General features: G+C 41.6%; 15 protein-coding genes. 10 read left to right on the plus strand and 5 right to left on the minus strand.

The window, feature by feature from the left end:
* Positions 1-34 precede the first annotated feature (34 nt).
* Positions 35-2494 carry an endonuclease MutS2 gene (locus HGR01_RS06815; protein WP_045869641.1) on the minus strand — a complete coding sequence of 820 codons (2460 nt, stop codon included), beginning with the start codon at positions 2492-2494 and terminating at the stop codon, positions 35-37.
* A 728-nt stretch (positions 2495-3222) separates the two neighbouring features.
* On the opposite strand from HGR01_RS06815, the gene HGR01_RS06820 reads away from it, so the two are divergent.
* Both HGR01_RS06820 and trxA read left to right on the plus strand, forming a co-directional pair.
* Positions 3223-4386 (plus strand): GuaB3 family IMP dehydrogenase-related protein, encoded by a 1164-nt coding sequence (locus HGR01_RS06820; protein WP_045869195.1) that lies wholly within the window; start codon positions 3223-3225, stop codon positions 4384-4386.
* A 479-nt stretch (positions 4387-4865) separates the two neighbouring features.
* Positions 4866-5189 carry a thioredoxin gene (gene trxA / locus HGR01_RS06825; protein ID WP_045869194.1) on the plus strand — a complete coding sequence of 108 codons (324 nt, stop codon included), beginning with the start codon at positions 4866-4868 and terminating at the stop codon, positions 5187-5189.
* Positions 5190-5533: 344 nt separating this feature from the next.
* Here trxA and HGR01_RS06830 read toward each other — a convergent pair whose 3' ends face one another.
* Positions 5534-5677 (minus strand): hypothetical protein, encoded by a 144-nt coding sequence (locus tag HGR01_RS06830; protein WP_168160950.1) that lies wholly within the window; start codon positions 5675-5677, stop codon positions 5534-5536.
* A 261-nt stretch (positions 5678-5938) separates the two neighbouring features.
* Here HGR01_RS06830 and HGR01_RS06835 point away from each other — a divergent pair, with 261 nt between their 5' ends.
* Both HGR01_RS06835 and HGR01_RS06840 read left to right on the plus strand, forming a co-directional pair.
* Positions 5939-7009 (plus strand): LOG family protein, encoded by a 1071-nt coding sequence (locus HGR01_RS06835; protein ID WP_045869193.1) that lies wholly within the window; start codon positions 5939-5941, stop codon positions 7007-7009.
* Positions 7010-7759: 750 nt separating this feature from the next.
* On the plus strand, positions 7760-9082 hold the full coding sequence (locus HGR01_RS06840) for a D-alanyl-D-alanine carboxypeptidase (RefSeq protein WP_045869192.1): 1323 nt from the start codon (positions 7760-7762) through the stop codon (positions 9080-9082).
* 64 nt (positions 9083-9146) lie between these two features.
* On the opposite strand, the gene lptC is transcribed toward HGR01_RS06840, so the two are convergent.
* The 3 genes from lptC to metG all read right to left on the minus strand — a co-directional run bounded on the left by lptC (position 9147) and on the right by metG (position 12804).
* Positions 9147-10409, minus strand: coding sequence for an LPS export ABC transporter periplasmic protein LptC (gene lptC / locus HGR01_RS06845; RefSeq protein WP_045869191.1), 1263 nt, complete (start codon positions 10407-10409; stop codon positions 9147-9149).
* Positions 10409-11038 (minus strand): NYN domain-containing protein, encoded by a 630-nt coding sequence (locus HGR01_RS06850; RefSeq protein ID WP_045869190.1) that lies wholly within the window; start codon positions 11036-11038, stop codon positions 10409-10411. Before HGR01_RS06850 ends, lptC begins: the two co-directional genes overlap by 1 nt.
* A gap of 164 nt (positions 11039-11202) precedes the next feature.
* Positions 11203-12804 carry a methionine--tRNA ligase gene (gene metG / locus HGR01_RS06855; RefSeq protein WP_045869189.1) on the minus strand — a complete coding sequence of 534 codons (1602 nt, stop codon included), beginning with the start codon at positions 12802-12804 and terminating at the stop codon, positions 11203-11205.
* A gap of 376 nt (positions 12805-13180) precedes the next feature.
* On the opposite strand from metG, the gene HGR01_RS06860 reads away from it, so the two are divergent.
* The 6 genes from HGR01_RS06860 to HGR01_RS06885 all read left to right on the plus strand — a co-directional run bounded on the left by HGR01_RS06860 (position 13181) and on the right by HGR01_RS06885 (position 18676).
* On the plus strand, positions 13181-13906 hold the full coding sequence (locus tag HGR01_RS06860) for a lysophospholipid acyltransferase family protein (RefSeq protein WP_045869188.1): 726 nt from the start codon (positions 13181-13183) through the stop codon (positions 13904-13906).
* A 353-nt stretch (positions 13907-14259) separates the two neighbouring features.
* The gene (locus tag HGR01_RS06865) at positions 14260-15090 is read left to right on the plus strand and encodes an alpha/beta fold hydrolase (RefSeq protein WP_045869187.1); all 831 of its coding nucleotides are present in this window, start codon (positions 14260-14262) and stop codon (positions 15088-15090) included.
* 69 nt (positions 15091-15159) lie between these two features.
* Positions 15160-15453: a BrnT family toxin gene (locus HGR01_RS06870; protein WP_045869186.1), complete on the plus strand. Its 294-nt coding sequence runs from the start codon at positions 15160-15162 to the stop codon at positions 15451-15453.
* Positions 15440-15733: a hypothetical protein gene (locus HGR01_RS06875; protein WP_045869185.1), complete on the plus strand. Its 294-nt coding sequence runs from the start codon at positions 15440-15442 to the stop codon at positions 15731-15733. Before HGR01_RS06870 ends, HGR01_RS06875 begins: the two co-directional genes overlap by 14 nt.
* 148 nt (positions 15734-15881) lie before the next feature.
* Positions 15882-16988, plus strand: coding sequence for an EcsC family protein (locus HGR01_RS06880; protein WP_045869184.1), 1107 nt, complete (start codon positions 15882-15884; stop codon positions 16986-16988).
* 206 nt (positions 16989-17194) lie between these two features.
* Positions 17195-18676, plus strand: a complete 1482-nt coding sequence (locus HGR01_RS06885) for a leucyl aminopeptidase (RefSeq protein WP_045869640.1) — start codon at positions 17195-17197, stop codon at positions 18674-18676.
* Positions 18677-18832: the final 156 nt, after the last annotated feature.

Genomic DNA, 18832 nt, shown 5'->3' on the forward strand with positions numbered 1-18832 from the left:
TATCCCCAGAGGGGGCCCCGAGTTCCCCAATCCCTCACCCCACGTAAGCCACGGTGACACCGCTACCACCATCTACTTGTTCTGCAGCTTCGTATTTGCTGACTCTGGGGTGTTGCTGCAAATAGTTATGTACACCTTGGCGAAGTTTACCTGTACCATGTCCGTGAATGATCCATACTGGCCCTGTAGCTTCAGCAAGTGCATTATCTAAAAGCAATTCCGCATCAGCTACACGCTTACCTCGGATATCAATTGTATTTTTGGAAGTCCTAATTGCTAGGGCTGGTGGCGCAGCTGGGGTAACTGGTGCTGGTGCTGGTTTTGGTTTGACGATGGGTTCAGCTTTTTGACCATCTAAGGATTCTATGTCTTCCAGCTTGACTGTCATTTTCATGATGCCAAAACGCACAGTTAACTCACCATCTTCATCGGGAGCAACTAACACCTCTGCTGTTTGCCCAAACTGAGAAATCCGGACGCGATCGCCTACTTTGGGCATAAATCCCACTTTGGGTTTGGCTGGTGCGGCTGGCTGAAATTTCTGCCCAATTTGATTTAAAGCATTGGTAGCTTGTTGAGCATCTTGTGCTGTGGGTGTCCCTTGTTGCAAGCGCCTTATTACTTGGGCGATTTCGCCTTTAGCTTGGGCGATCGCTTGTTGTACGGCTGCTTCTTGGGAGACTTTTAAAGCTTTTTCCCTCTCTTGTAAGTTTGCCGCTTTTGTGGAAACTTCTTTATATAAACGTTCAGCTTGCTGCAACAAATTTTGGGCTTCTGCGGCTTTGGTTTCTTGGCGGCGGCGTTGGGCTTCTAACCCCGCAATTACTTGGTTAACTTCGTCTGTTGCACCTCCCAGATGGGTTTTGGCTTTTTCGACAACTTCTAGTTTTAACCCTAGGCGCTGGGCAATTGCCAAAGCATTGGAACGTCCGGGAATTCCCCACAACAACCGATAAGTTGGTGATAGGGTACTTTCATCAAATTCTACAGAAGCGTTTTCAAAGCGCTCATCTTCATATTTCAGCGCTTTCAATTCTCCAAAGTGAGTTGTCGCCACTGTCAGCCCCGAATGATCTGCAAGATATTGCAGGAGTGCGATCGCTAAAGCACTACCTTCGGCTGGATCGGTTCCCGCGCCTACTTCATCGAGTAACACTAGGGATTGGGCATTGGGCATGGGGCATTGGGCATCGGGCATTGATGATTCTTCGTTGTCCCCCAGTCCCCAGTCGCCAGTCCCCGATCCCTGTTCACTTCCCACTGCATTTAAAATCCGGCTAATGCGGCGGATATGACCAGAAAAAGTGGATAAGCTTTGCTGTAGCGATTGTTCATCGCCAATATCGGCTAATACCTGGCTAAACCACGGTATTTCTACTGGCTCGCGGGCTGGTACAAATAAGCCGACTTTGGCCATTAATGCTGCCAAGCCCAGGGTTTTTAAGGTGACAGTTTTACCGCCTGTATTAGGGCCAGTAATAGTTACTACCCTAATATGGGGGTTAATCAATAAATCTACGGGAATTACTGCTGGGCTTTGCTCGTGTTGATGCTGCCACACCAACAGGGGATGACGCAGTTGGCGCAGGGTGATGCTTTCTGTGTCCGCCCAGTCAATGAATCTGGGAGGATTTGCCCCTAGCCAAAAACTGTAACGCGATCGCGCAGTTGCTAAATCCAAGGTGGTAACAATTGCTAGCAATCTCTCCAAATCTGGTTTAACTGCTGCTACTTGCTCTGTTAAAGCGCGTCTAATCGCTTCTTCTTCTGTTTGCTCTCGTCTGATCGTCTGACGTAATTGATTCCCCCAAGGCACAATGCTATGAGGTTCCACATATAAAGTGGCACCACTAGTAGAGGTGTCATGAACAATACCGGGGATAGCGTCTTTATGTGTCACTTTGACAGGAATTACAAAGCGATCGCCTCTTTGGGTAATCAGTTGTTCTTGAACTGCTCCAGACTTCGCTTGTAATATATTTTGCAGTTTTTGCGTGATTTGACTCCGCAATTTCCGCAATTCCGTGCGAATGTCTCCCAGCTTTTGGCTGGCGCGATCGGTTACTTGCCCTCGTTCATCGATACAACGGTGAATTTCTTGTTCAAGTTCAGGATAAGTCCGTAAATCGGCAACCAGCTCTGTCAATATGGGTAAATCTTCCTGGTTATCAATGATTCGGCGTAAGTTCCTGCTGCCAGAGAGAGTAGTTGCGATCGCTAACAATTCATCTCCGCCCAAAATCCCTTGGAGTTCTGCCCGTTCCAGGGAATCACCAATATCTTGAATCCCCTCAAAGGATAAACTGGGGGATATACGACTCTCCAGTTGGTAAACTTCTTTCGTTTGTGCCAACAACTGCGTACTTTCCGCCTGAGAATCGGGAATTTTCAGATGACGTGCTGCGATCGCCCCTAACTTAGTTGCCGCAAATGTCGCAAGATGCTGGCAGAGGCGATTCCATTCTAGTAGTTCTAAGGTTTCAGACTGGATCAAGGCTTCAATATCTAATCTGAAATTATCGTAACAATTCTCGCCCCTAAAGAGCCAATACTGTTTTCCGATCCTCATGAAGTCAGCAGGCGGATACGCAAAAGTATGAGTATCAGAGAAACCATTGCCAGGAGAAAGAGAGTGGATGAGGCTATTAAATGTTGTTATTGGGCTTATTTGAGTGATTTTTAGCTTTAATAATCCTCTTTATTTTCTCTTATCACTTCTGAGACTTTCAGTTAGCGAATTACTCTGTCGCTACTAAGCTGTTAATAACTTAGTAGCAGTTAATCGAAATCATGTATTAGTAAAAACAAAATGCGGAACGGCAACAATTTTTTCTGACCACACCATCAGTAATTACGACCTATATACTAGAATTATTACCAGCCTTGATAAAAATCAGGGACTAAAAAAATACAAATTTCAGATGCGTAATAACTATCACATGAATTGTCATTTTCTGAGAAACTATAACAACACTAACTTGGCACAAACAAGCGAATAGGAAACAGGGAACAGAGAAAATAATTTGGCTTGTTAGTTGCACTCATCACGGGTAGCAGGTTAGCTGTGAGTTTGCTCCTAAGTATGACAACACAGAAACTGATAACCAGGTTTTTCCTCACCTTGTAATTGTTTGGATCTTGACATTTACTTGGAAAAAAATCGCACCAACTTTGCCCACAATTTGATACCCTAGCTTAAACAGATTTGAGAAAAGTTAAAGCGTGGACATTCAACTTGGGCGGGGAAAAACAGCTCGGAGAGCTTACGGAATTGATGAAATTGCTTTAGTTCCTGGCAGAGGAACACTAGATCCGAGCTTGGCAGATACTAAGTGGCGTATTGGTAATATTGAGCGAGAAATCCCCATTATTGCCAGTGCTATGGATGGCGTAGTCGATGTGCGTATGGCTGTACGTTTGTCGCAGTTGGGAGCATTAGGTGTCCTCAACTTAGAAGGTATCCAAACTCGCTATGCTGATCCAGATCCGATTTTAGATAAGATTGCTGCTGTAGGGAAAGATGAATTTGTTTCCCTAATGCAACAGCTGTATGCTGAACCAATAAAGCCGGAATTAATTGAAAAGCGTATTCAGGAAATTAAGCAACAAGGTGGTATTGCAGCAGTTAGTGCTACACCTGCCGGAGCCAGTAAATTTGGTGAGATAGTAGCCAAAGCTGGGGCAGATTTATTTTTTGTACAAGCTACTGTTGTTTCTACGGCACACCTCTCACCAGAGTCAATCGTACCTTTAGATTTAGCAGAATTTTGCCGTTCTATGCCCATCCCTGTGATCTTGGGGAATTGCGTCACCTACGAAGTGACTTTAGATCTATTGAAAGCAGGGGCGGCTGGTGTATTGGTAGGTATTGGCCCTGGTGCTGCTTGTACTTCACGCGGTGTATTAGGTGTAGGTGTACCACAAGCAACTGCGATCGCAGATTGTGCCGCCGCACGCGATGATTACTATCGGGAAACAGGTAACTACATACCGATCATTGCTGATGGTGGTTTAATCACTGGCGGTGACATTTGTAAGTGTATTGCTTGTGGCGCTGATGGCGTAATGATTGGTTCTCCCTTTGCCAGAGCCGCCGAAGCACCTGGACGAGGTTACCATTGGGGAATGGCAACTCCCAGCCCTGTACTGCCTCGTGGTACCCGCATTCGTGTTGCTACCACTGGTACCCTAGAGCAAATTCTCATCGGCCCCGCAGCACTTGATGATGGCACCCATAATCTTTTAGGAGCTTTAAAAACAAGTATGGGTACATTGGGAGCTAAAAACATCAAAGAAATGCAACAAGTTGAAGTTGTGATTGCTCCTTCCTTGCTAACTGAAGGTAAAGTTTACCAAAAAGCTCAACAATTAGGTATGGGTAAATAGAGGTTGAGGGATTAGGGACTGGGGAAAAGGAAGCAGCAGCGGCACACAGGAAAAGTGAAATAAATTTGATCATCAAATTTGCTGTTTCCTCTTCCTGCTGACAAATGCCAAAGATTAAATAAAAAATATGCCCCATGCCCCATGCCCTATGCCCTATGCCCCATGCCCTATATCCAATACTAATACCTAATCCCTAGTAGATATTTCAGGCAAATCCATCAGGAAATTTTTCCAGAGTCTTAAACAACCACTGGAAAAATTACATATGTCGCCTACAATAGAGATAGCGGAGACGCATGTTTCCGTTCACTCCTCACACCACACTCCGCCCGGACTACTGTTCGGGCGGTTCCTTATGTAAATAGAAATAAATTCTCAAGCTTCTTTGCAAATGTACATCCGTTCGCTTCCAAGCAACCGTTTTTGCTATGGTAGAATTTTCACGAAACGCAGAAATATAATTGGCAAGGTTTTTAGGCATGTCAGCAGCCGCACAAGTTACCGATTCTACCTTTAAGCAAGAAGTCATCGACAGTGAAGTACCTGTTTTAGTTGATTTTTGGGCACCCTGGTGTGGCCCCTGTCGGATGGTAGCCCCTGTTGTAGAAGAAATCGCCGCTCAGTACGAAGGTCAACTCAAGGTTGTAAAAGTCAACACTGATGAGAATCCTAATGTTGCTAGTCAGTACGGCATCCGCAGCATCCCCACATTAATGATTTTTAAAGGTGGGCAAAAAGTTGATATGGTCGTCGGTGCCGTGCCTAAAACTACATTAGCTAGCACATTGGAAAAGTATCTTTGAAACTTCATTGGTAATCAGAGCTTTCTGATTTTTCCATTTGCTCTTGCTTTTAGGTCAATTTTTGTAAAGTTTGAGAGGCGCGATGTTTCGCGTCTCAATAAAACTTTTTACATAGCTCAATCTGTATAAATTTACCGCAGCTAAATTTACTCTTTTATTGCTGTTGATACATTCCTACCACAGCGCGGCGGAAATCAACATTCCACATTCCTTGGGAAGCCCCGAGAAGGGGTCTAAAAATCACTGGGCACTTCATCAAGGGCAAACCCCTGACTGCGGACTCCGTAATCAATGCAGGGCGACCCTTTCTAATAGCAGCTGATCTATGCAGCGCTGTCTCACTGCTATGCGTCTACAAAAGCACCAAAAAGCCGATTGTCAAGGCTTTTAGAGTTGTTAATTCCATGTATACGTAAATCTGTCCGTAGAGTAGCGGTAAGAGCGCCTTGGTTGATAATTAGCCAAAGGTGCTTTTTGTTGCTATCCATAATAGGCGAGAAGGGAGATAAGAACGCAAGAGAGCAGAGGAGCAGAGGAGAAAGAAATCATGAACTTTTTGACTCAGGGCTTTTTCCAGTAAGCTAATCACGGTAAAAATTTGATTACCCAGCCTCTATTCTCTAAGCCCTGTTGCCTAGTCGGTCTATAAACAAAAATTTTTAGCGATCGGCGTAACGGCTACGTGAAGCAGCTGATAAATAGCACACCAAAATTAGATAAAATATAAAGCCATTGTGGCAGCAGTTATCATGACTTCATCTGCGTCGTTTGATACATTAGAGTCTCTACAGGCGGATATCGCTGAATTAATTGATCGGTTACCGACGTTAAAAAATCAGCAACTTATCAAACAGGCACTTGCTACTATAGTACGCCTGGCTGATAGTAACATTGAGCGCCTCGATTGGAAAATATTGTCTGCGGCTTTAGCAGACATGGAACGGGGTTTTCAACTTTTTTATGACTACCGACACGTTCGCAAAGTTACGATTTTTGGTTCGGCTCGTTTAGCGCCAGAAACCCCAGAATATAAAATGGCATTGCAGTTTGCTTCTGTTGTTTCTCAACTGGGATTTATGGTGATGACTGGCGGTGGTGGTGGAATCATGCAAGCTGGTCATGAAGGTGCTGGGCGCGAAAATTCTTTTGGTTTAAATATTCAGTTACCTTTTGAGCAGCAGGCGAACCCGTTTATTGAAGGTGATCCTAAGCTGATTAATTTTAAATATTTTTTCACCCGTAAACTATTTCTGTTAAAAGAAAGCGATGCTGTTGCTTTGTTTCCTGGTGGTTTTGGTACCCAAGATGAAGCTTTTGAGTGCATGACATTGAGCCAAACAGGTAAATTTGGCCCAGTACCTTTAGTTTTAATTGATCGCCCTGGTGGTGATTACTGGCGGTCTTGGAGTGATTATATAGACCAGCAACTAGTGCAAAAAGGTCTTGTTAGCCCTGAAGACCCTAGTCTTTATACAGTGACAGACAACCTAGATGTAGCTTGTAATGCGATTACCCGTTTTTACCAGGTTTATCACTCTAGTCGTTATGTGGGCGATCAGTTGGTGATTCGGCTGACAACAGATTTATCTAACACTGAGGTCGAAAAACTCAATGCTAGTTTCAGCGATATTCTAGTTAAAGGAAAGATTGAAAAAAGTCAAGCATTATCTCAAGAAGGACAAGATGAGACAGTTAATCTACCCCGTCTGGTTTTTTACTTCAATCAACGGGATTTAGGGCGCTTGTATCAAATGATTGCTGTTATCAATCAGATGGGTGTTCATACTGTAGAGGATACAGGACATCCAGAAAGGAAATAGTACTGAGATATGCAATTCAAAATTACACATTTATTTTGAAAATTTCTCAGATAGAGTTACTAAAGCTAGCAACTTCTAGAGTAGGGGTACAGCATCAATCAGATGTTTGTAGAGAACAAAATTTTGTTGGTGCTGTACCTTTAAGGTATATTTTATTGCTAATCATCATTGATAGATTTAATACTAATTCAAATAATGTTGGCAACATCCCAATAACTAATACCAATTCAAAATTAAGAATCTAGACAGAATCAGGCTTTGGCTCTGTTGATCTGTCACATTCTTTTTTCAAATTGGGATAAGTTGGGTTTTGTTCCTGAAACGCCACTGCACTGAAAACTGATAAACTCTGGAAATATTAATACTTGCAGCAGTCAGCTATTGTGCTTTTAAATAGCAAGGCTGAAAAATTTGCTTGTCATTAAGTTCCAGCTACGTAATTTTAGGTTACAGGCTCAAGTTTAACCTGATTGTGCTATGAATATTGAGAATTTATTCAGGTATTTACATTGCAATTTATTGGTATATACTGTGAGTCGCAGCCTTCAGCATATTGATAGTCAGTAACTTCTACAATGTGCTATTTAATGCTGCTTAAAAAGTTACATCTTATATATGTGATATATGTGATCTACCCTACTCCCTCATAGGGAAAACACCAGTTATTATGACTCCATGCTGATGAGCTTCACAAAAACTTGTATATTAGCACAGTAAATAACTTCATACATCCTGATAGAGGAACAAAGAATGCTGGAATTATTGAGTTCAGGTTTAGTATCGTTGTGGCTGGAAATGGCAGGATTACAAATTAAGCCTTTAGATGCTTTAGATGCATTGGCTTGGCAAAGTAGCCCTGGCTTAGTGCTAGCGCCTGATCCCAATCCAGCTAGCGCTAATACAGTTCAAGAGTATTTAAAAGGTTTAATTACATCAAAACTCATTGCACAAAATCTGACAGCAAGCCAGGGAATTTGGATGCAGTCAGGGCCTATGTTGATGGCTAATCATGAAGGAACAACACCTTTACCGGCTGCATCTTTAACTAAAATTGCTACCTCATTAGTTGCTTTTAAAACTTGGGGCCCAGATCATCAATTTGAGACTGTAATTAGTGCTACAGGGCCCGTTACGAATGGTGTATTGCAAGGTGATTTAGTAGTGAATGGCGGTGGCGATCCCATGATGGTTTGGGAAGAAGCGATCGCCATTGGTAATGCTCTCAATAAGATGGGTATTAAGCAGGTCAAGGGAAATTTGGTGATTACTGGCTCTTTTGCCATGAATTTTCAACGTCACCCCCTATTAGCAGGGCAATTATTTAAGCAAGCGCTAAATTCTGCTACTTGGACTCGTCCGGCGATTTACACATACTCAATTATGCCCAAGGGCACACCAAAACCCCAAGTAGCGATCGCAGGAACTGTAAAAGTTGAACCGCAAGCAAACCCACAACAAGCGGTGCTAATTCGTCATCTCTCTTTGCCTATGAGACAAATTATCAAAGAGATGAACGTTTATAGTAACAACGATATAGCAGAAATGCTTGCAGAGTCGGTAGGAGGTCATACTGTAGTTCAAGCTACTGCGGCAAAGCTAGCTAGAGTGCCAGAGGGAGAAATTCAGTTAATTAATGGTTCAGGATTAGGCCCAGAAAATCGCATCTCTCCCCGTGCTGTTTGTGCGATGTTAATGGCAATACAACAAGAATCAGTGGCTCGTAATCTCACTTTAGCGGATTTGTTTCCCATGTCTGGGTTCGATCACCGAGGCACGTTGCACGCTAGACATATGCCGGCGGGTACAGTGATGAAAACTGGAACTTTGCGAGATGTGAGTGCTTTAGCTGGTGTGATGCCAACACGCGATCGCGGTTTGGTTTGGTTTGCCATTATTAACCGTGGTAATAACGTCTCTGGTTTCCGTACTGGACAAGACCAACTCTTACAACGTTTGGTACAAAAATTGCAAGTAGCACCTCAAATCCCCGCAGCCCTAACTCCTCATTCCACCATCAACACCTTACCGGAACTCGGTGCCAATAGCCGCAATCAAATACTGTTCAAAAGTTAGTTATTTGTCCTTTATCATTTGTCTTTTGTCCTTTGTGTAATGACCAATGACCAATGACCAATAATTATTGCCCCTTCACTTTTTCTTGAGGAATAATTTCTGTAACTACCCTACCGCCACTATTGCCGCCTTTAACAACGATGTTTTCGGTTTGCAGATTACCTACCGCTGTTTCCCCGGCAAAATTTAATGGTGGATCAACTTGTCGATACACTACATTACCCTGCGCTTCTACTAATTTCTTGTCTAGATACCAAGTTAATGTTTGCGACTTTAAAGACTGGCGACGCTGACCAATAGCGTTGACATTGCCTGTTAAATAAACGGTTTTTTGTGGTATCTTCATTTCCCCTTGGTTTGCGGTTACTGTGACATTTTCCGCTTTATGAAAGACACGCACAGGTGAAGTAGTGGTGACAGTTTCGGTATTCATGTTCCAGTTCATAGAGTTACTAGCTATTTGCATTGGTGGGTCTAGTAATTCTAGCTGGGCATTTTTTGTCACCGTGGCAATTTTGGTTTTCAAATTAATTTCCGTAGCATTTCCTCGTCCACGGTCAGTAATTTGATTATTTTTGTAGCGGTCAATTTGTACGGGGCGATCGCCAATTAATTTTTCTTCTTTAATTTGCCAGATTAAATGCTCAGTTCGCATTTTTAATTGCGGATCTGTGGAGTTGGCGACTACCCCACCAGAAAATTCCATACGCTGTTCGCGGGTTTTAACTTTGGCTTCCTGGGCTACTGCTTGTAGTTTTTGATGAGTCCCGTTAATTTGGTTACGAACAATTAATAAATCTTCTTTGGGTCGCCATTCTAATTCATTACCTCGCAATACTATGCCATTACGAGGGTCTGTAGCCACTATTTTTCCTTTGAGAAATAGTTGCTTGCCATCTTGCTCAATATCTGCCCGTTCTGCTTTAATTTGGTATACTATTTTGCCATCTTGATACAGTTCACCATAGGGACTTTCTGCTTGACCAATTTGTTTTTCTTTGGTGTATTTTGCTTGTTTAGCATTGACTTTCCAAATTGGTCGCCCTACTTCATCAAACTGTTCAAAAGCTACATTAAAAAATGTCAAATTACTATCTGTATTTTGTCCAGATGTATCTGAGTTATTTGCTGGATTTTTAGTATTTCTCCCACTACAAGCAAATAACCCAACTATTAAAAATAATGTTAACGATAGACGATGCCAATTAACTTTGGTGTTTGTAGCATTTAGAGATGGGAATAAAAAGAATTGGGGGGAATATCTCTTATTTCCCCCCTCTTTGGCTAAACCACTGCTCCCTTGATGCTTATCTGCTTCCTGCTTCATTAATCTTGAATTTCTAAATGTCCGTCAGTCTCTCTTGGATCTTCCAAAAAGCCCATACTTGATAAAGGTCGATAGGGGTAGCTTTGGCGAGGCGTTTTTTGGATATCTTCTTTGATGGCTTCTAAATCAATATAGCGATCGCTAACATTAATTAAGCTGTCGCTAGTCATGGAACGCAAACTGACAACTTCTACCCTGACACCCCGATAACTAACTGAGTTGACGGCATAGGCTAAATCGCCGTCGCCACTGACTAAGACTGCTGTATCATAAGAATCAACTAAAGCCATCATGTCTACTGCAATTTCGACATCCAGATTGGCTTTTTTTGAGCCATCAGGTAGCTGTACTAAATCTTTAGCAATCACTCTATAGCCATTGCGACGCATCCATAAAAGAAACCCTTGTTGTTTCTCATTGGTGCGATCTACTCCTGTGTAGAAAAAAGCACGCAATAGTCTCGAACCGCCAGTTAATCGACACAGTAACTTAGTGTAATCAATTTCAATTCCTAGTTGTAGTGCTGCATAAAATAGATTTGAGCCATCAATAAATATGGCTACACGACCTCTATTCTCTAAAACTTGTTCCGGTGTAAATATTGAGTCATTTTCTAAATTATTCAACATTGATGTCATACCTCAGTTTTTATGCTTGTTATTTTTGATACTAAAAAAATAGTTTTCACAGGCAAGTTAGAACGGTTTATGATAATGTTCCGGGGCTAAATATTCAGTGCCCCGATATTTTTTTGACAAAATTAGAGATTGAACAAAATCAAAAATTCAAAGTACTAATTGTTTTTTGGCAGTTCTATCCGCTTAAATATTGGTTGGGGTGTACCCAACTGTTGTTTATCGGATAGTATGCCCCAGGTTGCATGAAGGCGAAAAGGGGCAGCATTGGCAACTTCTAGCTGATCGTTAAAGTTAATTCCAAAGCCCAATTGCTGATAAATATCGCTACTGAGATTCGGAATCACTGGGGATAGCAGATAAGCTGCTAGTCTAACTGATTCTAGAACTGCATACAGCACTTGTGCCAACTCTGGCTGCTGTCCTTGCTTATATAATGTCCAAGGGGCTTGTTCATCAATAAACTTATTACAAGCTTGCGCCAGCAAGAGAATTTCTGTGCAAGCTTGATTGAAAGCTAACATTTCGTAAGCATTTTTCACCTTTTCCCCTAAAGTTAGCCCAATCGCTTTTAAAGGATTGTCAGCCGGAATCGTCTCATGGGCAATTGATGGCACATTACCACCGCAGTACTTTTTCACCATGTTCAAGGTGCGATTGAGCAAATTGCCTAAATCATTTGCCAAATCTGCATTTAAAACATTGATGAATCTAACTTCATTAAAATCGCCATCTTTGCCAAATTCAATTTCCTTAAGGAAGTAATAACGAACAGCGTCACTACCATAGCGCTCGACTAGTTCTATGGGATCGAGGGTATTACCCAGACTTTTACCCATCTTCTGACCATCTTTGGTTAAGAAGCCATGCCCAAATACTTGCTGTGGTAATGGTACGCCAGCTGACATTAACATTGCTGGCCAGTACACTGCATGGAAGCGGAGAATATCCTTACCAATTAGGTGCAAATTCATTGGCCACCATTTGCTTAGGGCGTTGGCTAAAGTTGGCTCTGCATCGGGGTCTAATAATGCTGTGACATAACCCAGCAATGCATCAAACCAAACATAAAGAGTATGTTTAGGATCTACAGGTACAGGAAAACCCCAATCGAGATTCACTCGCGAAATCGAAAAGTCTTGCAACCCTTGGTTGACAAAGTTGAGGACTTCATTACGACGACTTGCAGGCTGAATAAAATCTGGTTGAGACTCGTACAGTTCTTGGAGTTGGGTTTGATATTTAGATAAGCGGAAGAAGTAGTTTTGTTCGTCGCGCCATTCAACTTCTTTGTTAGTATGAATTGGGCAACGATTTCCTTCTAGGAGTTCTCTTTCTTCTTTAAATTCTTCACAAGATACACAGTACCATCCTTTTTGTTGCCCCTGGTAGATATCGCCTGCTTGCCATACTCGATCAAAAAATTCCTTGACAATTGCTTCATGGCGAGTATCAGTAGTGCGAATAAAGCGATCGTATTTAATGTTTAGTAACTGCCACAGAGAAAAGAAGCTTTGAGATATTTCATCACAAAATTCTTGCGGTTCTTTGCCTAAATTTGCTGCGGAACGCTGAATTTTTTGCCCATGTTCATCTGTGCCTGTAATCAGCAGTACTTGATTCCCCAACAGTCTCTGAAACCTGGCAATCACATCTGCTGCCATTGTCGTATAAGCACTACCTACATGAGGGACATCGTTTACATAATATAGGGGAGTGGTGAGTGCGAATGTCTTTTCTGTTTTATTTATTAGATTCATGCAAAATAAAAAGCAACTTATTAAAACGTTTTATCTCTTACTTATGTCAGCAAAACCACGTAATTATATAACATTACTCCTGTTTTTTCAAATGACACCTTAATATTAGCAAATCTGGAGAGACCACAGTTTATTTTATGCCTGACATAAAGCCAGCTGATTTCTCCTAATTGATTTTAACTAGCTACTAACAATAGTTAGTAATGCTTTTTATCGCACTTATTGTGGCTAAAAACACAAAAAACTAGACTCAGAAAATATCGTTGTTTTTGATAATTAGACATTTCTACCTTAAGACGGTCGTGATAGGAGTGAAGAAATGTAAATCTTAAGTCAAGATCAGCTGCGATATTTTCAGAAAAATATATTGATTTTTATGAGTCTAAATAGCCCTCTAGACATTTCTCGTTGGTCATTAGCGGCATTATCAACGCAAATGTTTCGCTATTATGAGAATCGGATTCCTCATGACGCTAGTGTGTTAGTTGTCAGCAATCACCGCAGTTTTATGGATGCTTTAGTATTAATGGCAGCGCTATCGCGTCCTATCCGCTTTGCTTGCCATCACTACATGGGACAAGTACCAATTATGCGGGAATTGGTAACCAGCCAATTGGGTTGCTTTCCTTTGGAGGATATCAAACATCGACAACAGAGCTTTTTTGCTCAATCTCAGGTACTATTGCAATCCCAGCAAATGGTAGGGGTGTTTCCTGAAGGCACTGCACCAATGGTAAAATCTACCCAACCAAATCAATTAGGCGAATTTCAGCGTGGATTTGCCCATTTGGCATTACGAGCATCTGTGAGAGACTTGGCAATTCTGCCCATTGCGATCGCCTCTCTAGAAGAAGTAAATACCTCTGGTGTACCTTTAAGGTTGTTGAGTTTGTTTGACCCTTCAGAAGCCTTATTTAATCAACCGGGTTGGCATCCTTTGGTCATTTATCGTCGGGTTGCTGTGTTAATTGGTAATCCTTATTGGATTAAGCCCCAACATCAAAAACAATATCAAAGAAAACAAGCCAAAACTGTTGTTAATGAACTGACAGAACACTGTCATTGTGAAATTGCCAATCTGTTAAGACAAGGTTGTTATTAAAATATCTCGCAGTGTGGATGGATCAACTAACCATCCACTAAATAATAACGATTGCCTCTATAGATTTCAGAGCAATTTATCCGCTAGAGTCAAATCTGTTTATTGATACCACTCTCTTAAATCATCTGTCAAGGAGTTCTAAATTTGTGAATTTCTTAATCTTAGGTCGGCGGAATAAATCTATTAATTGCAAAGTTGAAGTTTATCTGGAATTTTGTGCATAAAGCTACGATTTTTAGATAATTTTGAATGTGATAGAACAAATTAAACCAAGCAATGGCTCAAACTTAAAACATATTGAGCTTTTACAAGGTAAATTTTAGAAAACCAACAAAATTAATTAAAATTTGACAATGCTGGAAGTTGAGTTAAAGCCGTGTTTCCTGACTCCTAAGCGCATACAGCCTCAGTATCCCCTGTTTGTATATTTGCCAGGAATGGATGGCACAGGTCAACTATTGCGATCGCAAACTGCTGGGTTAGAAGTTGGTTTTGATGTCCGCTGCTTGGCGATCCCCAGACAAGACCTTACCACCTGGGATATTCTTACCAAGAATGTATTGGATTTAATCCATGCTGAATTAGAAAAAAGCGCCCAGAGGCCAGTATATCTATGTGGAGAGTCATTTGGCGGCTGTTTAGCGATGAAAGTAGCTATTCAAGCGCCACATCTGTTTAAGCGGATTATCCTGATTAACCCAGCTTCTAGCTTTCATTTACGTCCTTGGTTAACTTGGACATCGCAACTAACTAACTTAGTGCATCCTTGTCTTTATGAAGTCGGCGCACTAGCATTATTACCATTTTTAGCATCCCTACAACGGATGACCAGAAGCGATCGCCAAGAACTACTCAAAAGTATGCGTTCTGTACCACCAGAGACAGTAATGTGGCGATTATCTTTGTTGCGAGAGTTTGATGTTAAAGAAGAACAGTTACGTTATCTCACCCAACCAGCATTACTTATCGGCGGTGGACAGGATCGGCTTTTACCTTCTGTAGAAGAAGTAAAAAGATTAAATACTATCTTAATTAACAGTAAAAAGGTAATTTTACCTCATAGTGGGCACGCCTGTTTATTAGAAAGCGATACTAATCTCTATGAAATTATGAAAGTAAATAATTTCATAGAAAATAGTGCTGAGGTAATTGAATCATTTCAACTTAAAAATGCTGTCAGGTAATGTGTAAATAAAGTTGCATTTCTCCAGCCAGGAGATGCAACTAATGTCATTAATCAAGAGTCATATTTAATGGATCTTCTTTATCGAGTTCAAGGAATTGAATTTGAATGGGATAATAACAAAGAAAAAATCAACATTGAAAAACATGGAGTTACATTTGAAGAAGCTACAGAAGTTTTCTTTGACCCGTTCTATCAAACAGGTGATGCTTCTGCTAATGATGAGCAACGTGATTTTATCATTGGTTATTCTTTCACTAGTCGTCTGTTATTAGTGGTTTATGTAGAAAGAGGTAAGCGTACCCGTATAATTTCTGCCCGTCCTACTACTCGTACTGAAAGAAAATTATATGAACAAGCCTGAAGAATTTCAATTACACTTAAGACCTCGCCCAGTAGAGACAGTATCTATTCAAATACCAAAGGATACTTTAGACTCACTTAAAAAAGTAGCAGTCAATCGAGATATGGCTGTTGAAGCGTTACTGAAATTTTATATTGGGCAGGGTTTGCGGCAAGACTTAGCCAAATTATTTTCCGATCGCGTACTAGAATCAACTGCTGAAGTTTTAGCCAGGCACATACAGTCAGAAGAAGAAATATCCAATATTATTCAAGAAATCCGTGCTGCAGCCAATAGCTAGCTGAAAATATCAATAACCTTTATCAAATACTATAAGTCAGGATAAATTAGATTTTACCTATCGGTTTATCCTCTAAGAAAGATGTAAAACTATATGCACCTTTGTTACAACCTAGAATAGCAAGGCTGTACATTGAAGGTGTCATGCAATGGCAGATAAAATTTCTCAAGAAATAGCAAATAAAAAAATCAATAATTTACCAGATAATACAACAAAAGATAAAAAATCATTTTTGACATCTGTTGGCGAAACATTCAACTGGCTAGCGGGAACAGCAGTTGGAATAGGAGAAACAGTTGCTAAACAAACACATAAATTAATTGAACAATCAACTCAAACAAGCGGCAAAGTAGTAGATAGCCTCAGCCAAAATTGGTTAATTCGCAGATTATCTGGGGTATTAAATCTTAATTGGTTGATTGGTGCTAGTGAAAATGTTGATTTAGCAAAAGCACAAGCAGCAGTTAATCAACTCAAACAACAATATCCCCAAGAGTCCCCTAGCCAAATTTCCCACAGAATTATGGTGGAAAAAGCTACAAAAGCCGGGGGAATTGGTTTAGCAACAAGTATTTTGCCAGGAGTAGCGGCGGCTTTATTAGCAATTGATTTAGCAGCGACAACGCAATTGCAATCAGAAATGCTTTATGAAATAGCATCCGCCTACGGGTTAAATTTAAAAGACCCAGCGCGCAAGGGTGAGGTTTTGGCAATTTTTGGTTTAGCTTTAGGCGGTAGTCGGCTTTTAAAAGCTGCGGGTTTAGGCTTGCTGCGAAATGTACCTTTTGCTGGTGCTGCGATCGCAGCTAGTTCTAATGCGACGATGATTTATTCTTTAGGCTATGCTGCTTGTCGATTTTACGAAGCCAAGCTGGACGAATCCACCTCGCTGACGGACAAAGAGACATTAGCAACATTAAAGCAGCAAAGTGAAAAATACTTAGAAACTGCGATCGCTCAAGAAGCTGTCATGGATCAAATTTTAGTACATATGATCCTCGCCAGCCATCCAGAAAAGACTTGGTCAGAAATTCTCCCAGAGTTAAAAGCTATAAATCTTAGCGAACATTCCTTAAATGCGATCGCCCAAAATATTCAATCACCTCAGCCTTTAGATAGCTTGCTAAATCAACTCAATCGTGATTTTGCGATCCCCTTGCTGGCTCAATGTCAAAAAATTGCCCAACTTAACGGTGAAACTACAGAAGTAGAGCAAAAGATTATTGACGCGATCGCTAATAAGTTTAATCTTTAGGGGAATGGGGAATGGGGAATGGGGAATGGGTAATGGGGAATGGGGAATGGGGAATGGGTAATGGGTAATGGGTAATGGGTAATGGGTAAGTGGGAGAGAATCATCATACCAATGCCCCATGCCCCATGCCCTATGCCCTTTTCCTAATGCATGAACAGAGAATTTTAAGCAATACTGGTACAAGAACTTTTACACAAAATACAAAAATGGTAATTCGACCTAGTGATACGCCGCTTTTAGAGTGGACAGGTGATACTTTAGCAATTGGATTATTTGAAGATAACCTAGAGCTAACAGGCGAATTAGCAACTTTAGATGGTAAATTTGCCGGAATTTTAAAAGAATTAATTACTGAAGAAGAATTTAAGGGTAAAGCCAACAGCACTGTTTTCACTCGGATAGCAGCTAGTACCCCAGTCAAGAAAGTAATTATCGTCGGTTTGGGAAAACCAGACGCGCTAACGACCGATTCCTTGCGGCGCGCGGCTGCGGCTGTGGGAAGGGTAGCTAAAAAGCAAAAAGTAAAAACTTTAGGTTTTAGTTTCCCATTATGGAACAACGATCCGGCGGCAACCGCCCAAGCGATCGCGGAAGGTGTACAATTAGCGCTTTACCAAGATACCCGCTTTAAGTCCGACCCAGAAGAAAAAAAATCACAAGTAGAAACCATAGATTTACTAGGTTTTGGTGGACAAGAAGCCGCTATTAACCTAGCAAATCAGATAGTTTCTGGGGTAATTTTAGCCAGAGAATTAGTAGCAGCCCCAGCAAACGCTGTTACACCTATTACAATGGCGGAAACTGCCGAAGCGATCGCTAAAGATCATGGTTTGCAAATCCAAATCTTAGAACGGGAAGAATGCGAAAAATTGGGTATGGGTGCTTTTTTAGGAGTCGCCCAAGCATCTGATTTGCCTCCTAAATTTATTCACCTCACCTACAAACCAGAAGGCACACCCACACGCAAACTAGCAATTATTGGTAAAGGCTTAACCTTCGACTCCGGCGGACTGAATATTAAAGGCGCTGGTAGCGGTATTGAAACTATGAAAATTGATATGGGTGGTGCTGCTGCAACTTTAGGCGCAGCCAAAGCCATTGCCCAAATTAAACCCAGTGCCGAGGTTCACTTTATTTCCGCCGTTACCGAAAACATGATTAGCGGTCATGCAATGCACCCCGGTGACATCCTCACCGCCTCTAATGGCAAAACCATTGAAGTTAATAACACCGATGCTGAAGGACGTTTGACTTTAGCCGATGCCTTAGTTTATGCCGATAAATTAGGACTAGATGCGATCGTCGATTTAGCCACCCTTACTGGCGCTAACGTGATTGCTTTGGGTGAAGATATTGCAGGTTTGTATACTCCTGATGATGGGGTAGCTGCCCAAATAGAAAAAGCAGCAAAAAGCACAGGTGAAAAAATTTGGCGGATGCCAATGGAAGAAAAATATTTTGAAGGGCTAAAATCTGGCATTGCCGACATGAAGAATACTGGCCCTCGTCCTGGTGGTTCCATTACCGCCGCCCTATTCCTCAAGCAATTTGTCAAAGATACCCCCTGGGCACACCTAGATATTGCTGGCCCAGTCTGGTCAGATAAAGAAAACGGCTACAACGGCCCCGGTGCTACAGGCTACGGTGTCAGAACCCTGGTTGACTGGGTATTAAGTTCAGTTGAATAGGGCATGGGGCATGGGGCATTGGGCATGGGGCATTGGGTAATTGGTAATTGGGATTTCCCCTAGTCCCCAGTCCCTAGTCCCTAGTCCCCAGTAAATTCATCCGGCTAGCTAAAATTCCGATTTTTGGGTTAAGCCATCTGGTAAAATTTGTAAGGT

The sequence above is a fragment of the Tolypothrix sp. PCC 7712 genome (assembly GCF_025860405.1).
GTDB lineage: Bacteria > Cyanobacteriota > Cyanobacteriia > Cyanobacteriales > Nostocaceae > Aulosira > Aulosira diplosiphon.

Coding starts and splice junctions, on each gene's coding strand:
- HGR01_RS06850 (WP_045869190.1), bottom strand. CDS start 11,038: ATGTTGAATAATTTAGAAAATGACTCAATATTTACACCGGAACAAGTT.
- HGR01_RS06875 (WP_045869185.1), top strand. CDS start 15,440: ATGAACAAGCCTGAAGAATTTCAATTACACTTAAGACCTCGCCCAGTA.
- HGR01_RS06885 (WP_045869640.1), top strand. CDS start 17,195: ATGGTAATTCGACCTAGTGATACGCCGCTTTTAGAGTGGACAGGTGAT.
- HGR01_RS06880 (WP_045869184.1), top strand. CDS start 15,882: ATGGCAGATAAAATTTCTCAAGAAATAGCAAATAAAAAAATCAATAAT.
- HGR01_RS06835 (WP_045869193.1), top strand. CDS start 5,939: ATGACTTCATCTGCGTCGTTTGATACATTAGAGTCTCTACAGGCGGAT.
- metG (WP_045869189.1), bottom strand. CDS start 12,804: ATGAATCTAATAAATAAAACAGAAAAGACATTCGCACTCACCACTCCC.
- HGR01_RS06865 (WP_045869187.1), top strand. CDS start 14,260: ATGCTGGAAGTTGAGTTAAAGCCGTGTTTCCTGACTCCTAAGCGCATA.
- trxA (WP_045869194.1), top strand. CDS start 4,866: ATGTCAGCAGCCGCACAAGTTACCGATTCTACCTTTAAGCAAGAAGTC.
- HGR01_RS06860 (WP_045869188.1), top strand. CDS start 13,181: ATGAGTCTAAATAGCCCTCTAGACATTTCTCGTTGGTCATTAGCGGCA.
- HGR01_RS06870 (WP_045869186.1), top strand. CDS start 15,160: ATGGATCTTCTTTATCGAGTTCAAGGAATTGAATTTGAATGGGATAAT.
- HGR01_RS06830 (WP_168160950.1), bottom strand. CDS start 5,677: ATGGATAGCAACAAAAAGCACCTTTGGCTAATTATCAACCAAGGCGCT.
- HGR01_RS06840 (WP_045869192.1), top strand. CDS start 7,760: ATGCTGGAATTATTGAGTTCAGGTTTAGTATCGTTGTGGCTGGAAATG.
- lptC (WP_045869191.1), bottom strand. CDS start 10,409: ATGAAGCAGGAAGCAGATAAGCATCAAGGGAGCAGTGGTTTAGCCAAA.